The sequence below is a fragment of the Labrenzia sp. C1B70 genome (genome assembly GCF_000475395.1).
GTDB classification, from domain to species: domain Bacteria; phylum Pseudomonadota; class Alphaproteobacteria; order Rhizobiales; family Stappiaceae; genus Roseibium; species Roseibium algicola.
Genome location: NZ_AXCE01000024.1, coordinates 52,091 through 63,048, shown reverse-complemented (window position 1 = coordinate 63,048; position 10,958 = coordinate 52,091). Strand labels below are relative to the sequence as shown.

9 protein-coding genes are annotated in these 10,958 nt (G+C 58.6%); 6 read left to right on the top strand and 3 right to left on the bottom strand.

Translation table 11 applies throughout. The features are described from left to right. The first annotated feature begins 44 nt into the window (after positions 1–44). From Q666_RS53965 to Q666_RS53950, 4 genes are read left to right on the top strand one after another with little or no spacing between them, the layout of a single operon-like run. Positions 45–959 carry a sugar ABC transporter permease gene (locus tag Q666_RS53965; RefSeq protein WP_023000238.1) on the top strand — a complete coding sequence of 305 codons (915 nt, stop codon included), beginning with the start codon at positions 45–47 and terminating at the stop codon, positions 957–959. A 13-nt stretch (positions 960–972) separates the two neighbouring features. Beyond that, on the top strand, positions 973–1,812 hold the full coding sequence (locus Q666_RS53960; RefSeq protein ID WP_023000237.1) for a carbohydrate ABC transporter permease: 840 nt from the start codon (positions 973–975) through the stop codon (positions 1,810–1,812). Then, positions 1,809–2,843, top strand: coding sequence for a Gfo/Idh/MocA family oxidoreductase (locus tag Q666_RS53955; RefSeq protein WP_023000236.1), 1,035 nt, complete (start codon positions 1,809–1,811; stop codon positions 2,841–2,843). The genes Q666_RS53960 and Q666_RS53955 overlap by 4 nt, the downstream gene beginning before the upstream one ends. Next, entirely contained in the window at positions 2,840–3,838 is a 999-nt protein-coding gene (locus tag Q666_RS53950; RefSeq protein ID WP_023000235.1) for an ABC transporter ATP-binding protein, read from the top strand. Before Q666_RS53955 ends, Q666_RS53950 begins: the two co-directional genes overlap by 4 nt. A 316-nt stretch (positions 3,839–4,154) precedes the next feature. On the opposite strand, the gene Q666_RS53945 is transcribed toward Q666_RS53950, so the two are convergent. From Q666_RS53945 to yghU, 3 genes are all read right to left on the bottom strand, one after another. Continuing rightward, a complete protein-coding gene (locus Q666_RS53945; RefSeq protein ID WP_023000234.1) occupies positions 4,155–5,588 on the bottom strand; it encodes an NAD(P)(+) transhydrogenase (Re/Si-specific) subunit beta in 1,434 nt (477 codons plus the stop codon). 12 nt (positions 5,589–5,600) lie between these two features. After that, positions 5,601–7,184, bottom strand: coding sequence for a Re/Si-specific NAD(P)(+) transhydrogenase subunit alpha (locus Q666_RS53940; protein WP_023000233.1), 1,584 nt, complete (start codon positions 7,182–7,184; stop codon positions 5,601–5,603). Positions 7,185–7,580: 396 nt separating this feature from the next. After that, complete coding sequence (gene yghU / locus Q666_RS53935) at positions 7,581–8,450, bottom strand: glutathione-dependent disulfide-bond oxidoreductase (protein WP_023000232.1); 870 nt, start codon at positions 8,448–8,450, stop codon at positions 7,581–7,583. A gap of 442 nt (positions 8,451–8,892) precedes the next feature. Here yghU and Q666_RS53930 point away from each other — a divergent pair, with 442 nt between their 5' ends. Together Q666_RS53930 and Q666_RS53925 are read left to right on the top strand one after the other, a co-directional pair. Then, positions 8,893–10,293: a selenium-binding protein SBP56-related protein gene (locus Q666_RS53930; protein WP_031269032.1), complete on the top strand. Its 1,401-nt coding sequence runs from the start codon at positions 8,893–8,895 to the stop codon at positions 10,291–10,293. A 78-nt stretch (positions 10,294–10,371) separates the two neighbouring features. Continuing rightward, positions 10,372–10,956 carry a hypothetical protein gene (locus tag Q666_RS53925; RefSeq protein WP_286133769.1) on the top strand — a complete coding sequence of 195 codons (585 nt, stop codon included), beginning with the start codon at positions 10,372–10,374 and terminating at the stop codon, positions 10,954–10,956. Positions 10,957–10,958: the final 2 nt, after the last annotated feature.

The window sequence follows — 10,958 nt, the reverse complement described above, 5'->3', positions numbered from 1 at the left end:
CGGGCAGGCTACTGCCTGCCCGGGGCATTTGACCGGAGCTTTTTATGAGCAGGCCTCGCTTCCGCTGGCATATCGTCGTGTTCCTGGCCCCAGCGGTCCTTGTTTACACGGCCGTGATGATCTTTCCCCTCTTCAACACGCTTCGTCTTGCCCTCTACAGCAAGATTGACCAGGAGCGCGTCTTCGTGGGGCTGCAGAATTTCACCACGCTTCTTGGCGATCCACTCTGGTCGGATCAGTTCTGGAACGCGCTGGGGAACAATTTCTGGTTCTTCATCATTCATATGCTGGTTCAGAACCCTATCGGCATCGCCCTGGCGGCCATCCTCAGCCATCCGCGACTGCGGTTTGCGGCCTTCTACCGCTCGGCGATCTTCATTCCCACAATTCTGTCCTTCGTGATTGTCGGTTTCGCCTGGAAACTGATCCTGTCGCCGATCTGGGGCATTGCTCCGTCCATGCTGGATGCCGTCGGTCTGAAGTTCCTGTTCGCGCCCTGGCTCGGCAAGGAAGAGTACGCACTGACCACGTTGTCGCTCATTTCGGTCTGGCAGTTCGTGGGCATCCCGATGATGCTCATCTATGCCGCGCTGCTGTCCATTCCCGAAGAGATACTGGAAGCTGGCGAAATTGACGGCATCACCGGCATGTCGGCCTTCTGGAAGATTAAGCTGCCGCTGATCCTGCCGTCCATCGGCATCATTTCGATCCTGACCTTCGTCGGCAATTTCAACGCCTTCGACCTGATCTACACGGCACAGGGGGCGCTGGCCGGGCCGGACTTCTCGACCGATATTCTCGGCACCTTCATGTACCGCACGTTCTTCGGATTCCAGCTTCAGCTGGGCGATCCCTACATGGGCTCGGCAATCGCAAGCGCCATGTTCGCGATCATCCTGATCGGCGTCTGTCTCTACCTCTTCGGCATCCAGACCCGGATGCGCAGATATCAGCTGTAAGGGAGGTCGTCACATGAACAAGGCGCGTACCAACCCGCTCAACACCGCCGCCATGCATGGCGCCCTGATCCTCTACACGTTGATTGCGCTGTTCCCGGTCTTCGTGATCCTGGTCAACAGCTTCAAGACCCGCAAGGCGATCTTCAGGGAACCGCTGGCGCTTCCGGATGCCGAAAGCTTCTCGATGATCGGCTACCAGACGGTCATGAAGCAGGGGGATTTTTTCCTCTACTTCCAGAACTCCATGATTGTCACTGTGGTGTCCTTGACCTTCATCCTGCTGTTCGGGGCGATGGCGGCCTTTGCCCTGAGCGAATACCGCTTCAAGGGCAACATGCTGATGGGCCTTTATCTGGCACTCGGTATCATGATCCCGATCCGGATCGGCACCGTGGCCATTCTGGAAATGATGGTTGCCACCGGTCTGGTCAACTCGCTGATGGCGCTGATCCTGGTCTATACGGCGCAGGGGCTGCCGCTGGCTGTCTTTATCCTGAGCGAATTCATGCGGCAGGTGTCAGATGACCTGAAGAACGCCGGACGTATCGACGGGCTCTCGGAATACACGATCTTCTTCCGCCTTGTGCTGCCGCTCGTGCGCCCGGCGATGGCGACGGTCGCCGTCTTCAACATGATCCCGATCTGGAATGATCTGTGGTTCCCGCTGATCCTGGCGCCTGCTGAAGAAACCAAGACCCTGACCCTTGGCAGTCAGGTGTTCATCGGCCAGTTCGTTACCGACTGGAACGCGGTCCTGTCCGCGCTTTCGATGGCGATCCTGCCGGTGCTCGTTCTTTACGTCATTTTCTCACGCCAGCTCATTCGCGGCATTACCTCGGGAGCTGTCAAATGATCCGGGCTCTGATCGTCGGCCTTGGCAACATGGGACTTTCCCACGCCCTGGCTCACCACAAACATGCGGACGCCGAGATCGTCGGTCTCGTCAACCGTTCCGGACGGGTGACCCATCCGGATCTTGCCGGCTATCCGGTGTTCACGGATTACGAGCAGGCGCTGGACACGACCAAACCTGACCTGGTGGTGATCTCCACCTATTCCGACACCCATGCGGATTATGCGGTTGCGGCGATGCAGGCAGGCGCTCATGTATTTGTCGAAAAACCGCTGGCGACAACCGTGGCCGATGCAAAACGGGTGGTCGCTTGCGCCGGGGAAACCGGCCGCAAACTCGCGGTCGGCTATATCCTGCGGCATCATCCGTCCTGGGTACGGCTGATTGAGGAGGCGCGGGGGCTCGGCGGACCATATGTCTTCCGCATGAACCTCAATCAGCAGAGCTCGGGAGCGGAGTGGGAAACCCACAAGGCCTTGATGCAGACGACTGCTCCCATCGTCGATTGCGGTGTGCATTATGTCGATGTCTGGTGCCAGATTACCGACGCCGAACCCGTAAAGGTGCACGGTATGGGGCTGCGGCTTTCCGACGAAATCGGCCCGGACATGTACAACTATGGCCAGTTTCAGGTCTTCTTCGACGATGGCTCGGTCGGCTGGTACGAAGCCGGGTGGGGGCCGATGATGTCCGAGACCGCCTTCTTCGTGAAGGATGTCGTTTCGCCCGCAGGCTCCGTTTCGATAGTCGAGGACGACAAGGGCGCATCGGCCGATGTTGACGGCCACACCAGGGTCGGCGGGCTTCTGGTCCATCGACCGGAAGGTGACCGGCGCATCGATCTGCCGGGTGAACCCGGCCATCAGGAACTTTGCAACGCCGAGCAGGATTTCATGCTTCGTGCGATTTCGGAAAACATCGATCTCAACAGGCACATGCTGGATGCCGTCCGGTCGCTGGCAATTTGCCTTGCCGCCGACGAGAGCATCCGCACCGGTCACTCAGTCATGCTAAAGGAGCTAACGCCATGACGGCGCTAACCCTGACCAACGTCAACAAGTCGTTCGGCAACGTCCATGTCCTGAGGGACATCAATCTCGAAGTGGAAGACGGCGAATTTGTCGTCTTCGTCGGACCGTCAGGGTGTGGCAAGTCCACCTTGTTGCGGGTGATTGCAGGTCTTGAAGACGTCTCCTCCGGCGAGGTCAGCATCGGCGGGGAGATCGTGAACACGACGCCGCCGTCCAAACGCGGCATTGCCATGGTGTTCCAGAGCTATGCGCTTTATCCGCATTTGAACGTGCGCAACAACATGACACTGGCGCTCAAGCAGGAAAAGCAGAGCAAGCAGGTGATCGACCAGCGCGTTGCCGAGGCAACCCGCATGCTGAACCTGGAGGACTATCTCGACCGCTATCCGTCGGAACTCTCCGGTGGCCAGCGCCAGCGTGTCGCGATCGGCCGGGCCATCGTGCGCCATCCGAAACTGTTTCTGTTCGACGAACCACTGTCGAACCTTGATGCAGCGCTGCGCATGAACACAAGGCTGGAGATCGCCAACCTGCACCAGCAGCTCAAGACCTCAATGATCTATGTGACCCACGACCAGTCCGAAGCCATGACGCTGGCCGACAAGATCGTGGTCCTGCGCGCTGGCCGCGTCGAGCAGATCGGCAGCCCGATGGAGCTTTACAACAATCCGGTCAACCAGTTCGTGGCAGGGTTCCTCGGTTCGCCGGCCATGAATTTCATGCCCGCAAGCCTGGTCAGTGAAGGCGATGCCCGCACGTTGGGAGTGCGCCCGGAAGACCTGTTCCTGAGCGACCAGGGGCAACTGAAAGCGTCTGTGCAGCATGTGGAACAGCTCGGCGGCGACACCAACGTGATCGCGAAGGTGCAAGACCAGCAGATCACTGCACGGCTCTTCGGCCAGCACGACATCAAGCCGGGTGCTGAGTTGAGCTTCGGCATCGCGGAAGGCAAGTCGTTCTATTTCGACAAGGACGGCGCCCGGCTTCGCGGATAGGGCACTTCTTTTAGAAACAACACAAAGGCCACCTGGTGATATTCAGGTGGCCTTTGTTTTTTGGGGCCGTCATTCCGGACAAGTAAGGCGAAGCCGAACGCCGATCCGGAATCCAGAGATATTCGTGCCAACGGCACACCGAACCGAAATTGAAGAGCAACGGTGTTCGCTGCGCTTACGCTGATATCTGGGTTCCGGATCGGCGCGCAACTTGTGTTGCGCTTGTCCGGAATGACGGTGGAGGAGGCGTGGTTCTGCCATCAAAAAAGCCGCCCCGGTCTCCCGGGACGGCTTCTCGATATCTCGTTACTCAGACTTAGCCGATCTGGGTCAGCAGCTTGTCGAGGCTGGCCTTGGCGTCGCCGTAGAACATGCGCGTGTTCTCCTTGTAGAACAGCGGGTTCTCGATGCCGGAGTAACCGGTGCCCTGGCCGCGCTTGGAAACGAAGACCTGCTTCGCTTTCCAGACTTCCAGAACCGGCATGCCGGCGATAGGCGAGTTCGGGTCTTCCTGGGCAGCCGGATTGACGATGTCGTTGGAACCAATGACGATCACGACATCCGTTGACGGGAAGTCCTCGTTGATCTCGTCCATTTCCAGAACGATGTCATACGGCACCTTGGCTTCGGCCAGGAGCACGTTCATGTGGCCGGGAAGACGACCTGCGACCGGATGGATCGCGAAGCGCACTTCCTTGCCCTTGGAGCGCAGGCGCTTGGTCAGTTCGCTGACCGATTGCTGTGCCTGGGCAACTGCCATGCCATAGCCCGGAACGATGATGACGCTGTCGGCATCTTCAAGCGCCGCAACAACACCGTCGCTGTCGATGGCGATCTGTTCGCCTTCCACTTCCATGGCCGGACCGGTGGTGTTGCCGAAGCCGCCGAGGATAACGGAGACGAACGAGCGGTTCATCGCCTTGCACATGATGTAGGACAGGATCGCACCGGAAGAACCGACGAGCGCGCCGACGACGATCAGCAGATCGTTGCCAAGCGAGAAGCCGATGGCGGCCGCGGCCCAGCCCGAATAGGAGTTCAGCATCGACACCACAACGGGCATGTCGGCGCCGCCGATGCCCATGATCAGGTGGTAACCGATGAAGAACGCCAGCAGCGTCATCAGAACCAGCGTCCAGATGCCGGCCCCGTTCAGGAACATCAGCAACAAGATGACGCTGAGTGCGGCCGCACCTGCGTTCAGCATGTGGCCACCAGGCAGTTTTTCCGCCTTGGAGGTCAGCTTGCCGGCCAGCTTGCCGAAAGCGACGACAGAGCCGGTGAAGGTGACGGCACCGATGAAGACGCCAAGGAACACTTCAACCTTCAGGATCGACTGTTCGATCGGGGTCTTGTGCGCCAGGATGGCGGCGAAGCCCTCAAGCGCATTGCGTTCTTCCTCGCCCATCGCCAGCACGTTGCCGAGCTCGATATAGGCATTGTAGCCGACGAAGACGGCGGCCAGACCCACGAGCGAGTGCATGGCGGCGACCAGCTGAGGCATTTCGGTCATCTGGACGCGCTGCGCCACGAAATAACCGATGATGCCGCCGGCAGCGATCAGGATCAGGGACAGGAGCCACAGGCCGGAGCCCGGACCGATCAGGGTGGCAACAACGGCCAGTCCCATGCCGGCGATACCGTACCAGATGGCGCGCTTGGCGCTTTCCTGGCCGGAAAGGCCTCCCAGAGACAGGATGAACAGAACAGCCGCAACAACGTAAACGGCGGTCGTGAAACCGAATTCCATCTGCCGGCCTCCTTAGGATTTCTGGAACATGGCGAGCATGCGCCGGGTGACGAGGAATCCGCCGAAGATGTTGATCCCGGCCATGAAGACGGACAGGCCTGCCAGCAGGATGACCAGGAACGATCCGGATCCGATCTGCATCAGCGCACCGAGAATGATGATCGACGAAATGGCGTTGGTGACAGCCATCAGCGGCGTGTGCAGCGAGTGACTGACGTTCCAGATCACCTGGAAACCGACGAATACCGAGAGCACGAAAACGATGAAATGCTGCATGAAGCTGGCCGGGGCGATGAGGCCCACCAGCAGCAGAAGCAGGCCACCAACCGCCAGCAGGGTCACCTGCTGCTTGGTCTGCGCCTTGAAGGCGGCAGTTTCCTGCGCACGCTTTTCTTCCGCCGTCAGTTCCTTCGGCTTTTCCTTCGATTTCGCCGCGATTGCCTGCACCTTGGGCGGCGGCGGCGGGAAGGTGATCTCGCCTTCATGGGTCACGGTCGCGCCACGGATGACGTCGTCTTCCATGTTGTGAACGATCTGACCATCCTTCTCGGGCGTCAGGTCGGTCAGCATATGGCGGATGTTGGTGGCATAAAGCGTGGACGATTGAGCCGCCATGCGCGAGGGGAAGTCGGTATAGCCGATGATCGTGACACCATTCTCGGTGACGACCTTCTCGTCCTTGACCGTTCCTTCCGCGTTGCCGCCGCGTTCGGCGGCAAGATCGACGATGACCGAGCCCGGCTTCATGGCCTTGACCATGTCTTCCAGCCACAGCTTCGGTGCGTCCCTGTTCGGGATCAGTGCCGTAGTGATGACAATGTCCATCTCCGGAGCCAGTTCCCGGAATTTTGCAAGCTGGGCTTCGCGGAACTCTGGTGAGGAAACGCTGGCATAACCGCCGGTCGCAGCGCCGTCCTGCTGGTCTTCTTCAAAATCCAGATAAACGAATTCAGCGCCCATCGATTCGACCTGCTCGGCCACTTCCGGGCGCACGTCGAATGCATAGGTGATCGCGCCGAGCGACGTGGATGTGCCGATGGCCGCCAGACCCGCGACGCCTGCTCCCACGACCAAGACCTTCGCAGGCGGTACCTTGCCAGCAGCAGTGATCTGGCCGGTGAAGAAGCGTCCGAAATTGTTGCCCGCCTCGATAACGGCGCGATATCCGGCGATGTTGGCCATGGAGCTGAGAGCATCCATCTTCTGGGCACGCGAGATACGCGGCACCATCTCCATGGCAATGACGCTGGCGCCCGATTCCTTCGCCTTTTCCAGCCCGTCGGTGTTCCCACCGGGGTTGAAGAAGGAAATCAGGGTCTTGTCCTTTGTCAGATAGCCCAATTCCTTGTCATCGGGCTGCCGGACCTTGGTTACGATGTCCGATTTCTTCCAAAGACTTGCGGCAGTCTTGACGATTTCAACGCCGGCTTCTTCATAAGCCTGGTCGGAAAATCCGGCGGCGGTCCCGGCTCCGCTTTGCACAAGGCAGGAGAAGCCAAGCTTCTGCAGCTGCTTTGCGGATTCGGGTGTCATCGCCACACGGTTCTCCCCGGGGAAGGTTTCCTTTGGTGTGCCGATCTTTAGGGCTTCTGGCATACGTCTCTCCAGCAAGTGTCGAGGAATTGGCCTCAGGTAAGGGCAAGTTGGCCGGATTGGCTAACAAACTCCCCCCGTGCGTCCTGTCCCTCACAAACGTGCTGCGAATTTAGAAACGAAAATATTACTTATGACAAGGTGTCTTGCGATTGAATTTGGAGGGTATTACCGCACTGCACAGTGAGAGCAGCGCGATATAAATTTCACGGGATTTACAAAATAGGGGTATCGGAAACTGTGGGCGAGGGCATTCGGCAGTCGGAATACTCAAATAGGGCCCGGAATTAGTAAATTTTCCCGGCCCTATACACATATCAAGGCAAAATGACCAAAGACTGGTCGTGCGTAAAACCCCGGCAGCGGTTCCTGGGGAAAGAGCCGCTGCCGGACGAAAATTTATTCTGCAGCAGGGTCCAGAGCGGCTTTTGCGTCCAGATCCGCGGCATCATGACGCTCCGGAAGCTGCTCGTGATCTTCTCCCCAGGTCCGGTTCACCTTGCGCCCGCGAACAACCGCCGGGCGAGCATCGATCTTCTGGGCCCAGGCCAGGAGATTCTTGTATTCGTGAACGGAGAGGAATTCCGCCGCGTCATAGGCGCGGCCAAGAACCATTCCGCCATACCAGGGGAAGATCGCCATGTCGGCGATGGTGTAGTCGTCACCGGCGATGTAAGGGCGATCAGCCAGCGCCTTGTCGAGGACGTCAAGCTGACGCTTGGCTTCCATTGCGAAGCGATCGATGGGGTATTGGTACTTTTCCGGCGCATAGGCGTAGAAATGGCCGAAGCCGCCGCCAAGATAAGGGGCGGATCCCATCTGCCAGAACAGCCAGTTCAGCGTTTCGGTGCGTTTCGCCGGATCCTTGGGCAGGAATTCACCGAATTTCTCGGCCAGATACAGCAGAATGGAACCGGATTCGAACACGCGCGTCGGGGTCTCGGTCGAGTGGTCGACAAGGGCCGGGATCTTGGAATTGGGATTGGCTTCCACGAAACCACTGGAGAATTGATCGCCTTCGTTGATCTTGATCAGCCAGGCATCATATTCAGCGCCCTTGTGACCGAGTGCGAGCAATTCCTCGAGCATCACCGTTACCTTGACGCCGTTCGGGGTCGCCAGAGAATAAAGCTGAAGCGGATGCTTGCCGACAGGCCGGTCCTTTTCGTGGGTTGAACCGGAAATCGGCCGGTTGATATTGGCGAACTGGCCGCCGCTCGGCTGTTCCCAGGTCCAGACTTTAGGCGGGGTGTAGGTCAGGTCACTCATGTGAAAGGGTCTCCGGAACGGGTCGGGCAGTAAAGGAGGGCGTGGATCGGAGCCAGGGTTGGTTCGATCCATCGCAATCTTACGATTAAATAGGCGGCAATGGCAGGATTGCCTAGGGTCGATTTTTGCCCTGAGGCATATTATTGCGCAAAATCGGACCTGGTTGAAACCGGGTCGCGATAAGTTCCAGTTTAGAGGTTTTCTGTTCTTTCTTCTTCGTCAAAGTTAGGATGCGTTTTCGTCATCGACCCCTGATCGTATTTCAGGCATTGTACTAAAGTCGCATTTGGAAATGCCAATGGTCGGCACCGTGATCATTGGCGCGGCCCGGCTGCAAATTGCAGGACAAGCAGCATAGGAGACGAAGTCGGGAGGTCGGTAACAACAAGAAAAGGAATGCGGACATCCCGTCTTGAATGTCATCACGTTTAGGGAGGACGACATGAATTTAAGGCCCGATCCGAGTTTTTATCCGACGCCGCGCATGGCTATGGAAGCGCCGGTTGAGAAGCTGGCTTTCACCTTGATGCTCAGTCCAGATTTCTCTCAACCCGATGGTCTGGCTGTCGTCAATGTCGATCCGCAAAGTCCTGACTACGGCAAGATCGTGCATACCGTCTTCATGCCGAACAAGGGAGACGAATTCCACCATTTCGGGTGGAACGCCTGTTCCTCGGCGCTGTCGCCGCTGACAGGGCATGCCTTTCTCGAGCGCCGTTACCTGATCATCCCGGGCATCCGGTCGTCGCGCATCTACGTCGTTGACGTGAAAGAGCCGCTTCAAGCGAAAATTCACAAGATCATCGAACCGGAAGAAGTCTTCGCCAAGACAGGCTATTCCCGCCCGCACACCATCCATTGCGGGCCGGAAGGCATCTATGTCTCGACCCTTGGGGGAGGCGGTGCGGATGGCACCGACGGACCTCCGGGCATCTTTATCATGGACTGCGAGACTTTCGACATTCTCGGCCGATATGAAATGGATCGTGGCATCCAGGACAAACACTATGATTTCTGGTGGAACCTGCCGCGCGACTACATGGTGTCGTCGGAGTGGGGACTGCCGCCGCAGTTCGAGAACGGTCTCGTTGCAGAAGACCTTCTGTCCAACAAATACGGCCACAGCCTGCATTTCTGGGATCTGCGCGGGCGAAAGAACATCCAGACCATCGATCTGGGTGAAAACCACCAGATGGCGCTCGAGGTTCGCCCTGCCCACGATCCCGCCAAACAATACGGCTTTTGTGGCGTTGTCGTCGACACGACCAACCTGCAAGGGGCGATCTTCACCTGGTGGCGCAAAGACGATGGCACGTTTGAAGCCAGGAAGACCATCACCATCGACCCGCAGCCGGCCGATCCCGCAGACCTGCCTGAAATGCTGAAGGGGTTTTCCGCAGTTCCACCGCTGGTGACCGACATCGACCTGAGTCTCGATGACAAATATCTCTATGTCGCATGCTGGGGCACCGGTGAAATGCATCAGTATGATGTCTCCGACCCAATGAACCCGACGCTCGCCGGCAAGGTCGAGATCGGCGGGATCGTGAAGAAGACGAAACACCCGAACGGCAAGGATTTCGGTTACGGACCGCAAATGGTCGAAATCAGCCGGGATGGTCAGCGCGTCTATTGGACCAACTCGCTTTATTCCACCTGGGACGAACAGTTCTATCCGGGCGAGCGCGGCGCCGCGATGGTGATGGCTCGTGTTGGAGCCGGTGGCGGACTGACGCTCGATCCGGATTTCTGGGTCGAATTCCCGGCGGGCTACAGGTCGCACCAGATCCGGCTTGAAGGCGGGGACTGCTCTACCGACAGTTTCTGCTTCCCGTCGGTCTAGGTTTTGGAAGAGGCAAGTTTGTCGGCTCTCTGGTGGGCCGTCATTGCGTCTGGTCTCTATCACGGCGTGAACCCGGGCATGGGTTGGCCGCTGGCGGTGTCTGCTGCCTTGATGGAACAACGCGCGTTGGCCCTGCCGCGTGCGTTGTTGCTGCTGGCGGTCGGGCATCTGGCGGCAATGCTGGTTATTCTCTTGCCTTTTTCGGCAATGATCACGCTGGTTTCCCTGGAACAGGAAATCCGCATTGGCGCCGCCTGTCTGGTGATCGGCATGGGGCTGTACCTGCTGATCGCTGATCGCCATCCGCGCTTTCTGGCCCGTATTTCACCGGCGAAGCTTGGCCTCTGGTCCTTTCTGGTGGCGATCGCTCATGGGGCAGGGCTCATGCTGGTGCCTATCTACCTGGGTATCTGCGCAATGGAGCAGGAGGCCGGCCACGCGGCGGCCGGTACTCTCATGGGGGCAGATTTGAGGATGGCGTTGCTCGTGGCCGCGGTCCACACGCTCGCCATGGCGCTTGCCGGTGGCCTGCTGGCCATCGGCGTCTATTTCTGGCTGGGCCTGCGGTTCCTGCAAAAGGCGTGGTTCAACCTGGACAGGGTCTGGGCAGCCAGCCTCGTTTTCGTCGGTTTGTTTGCCCTTGTCCTGGCGCTCCGGAGCTGAGC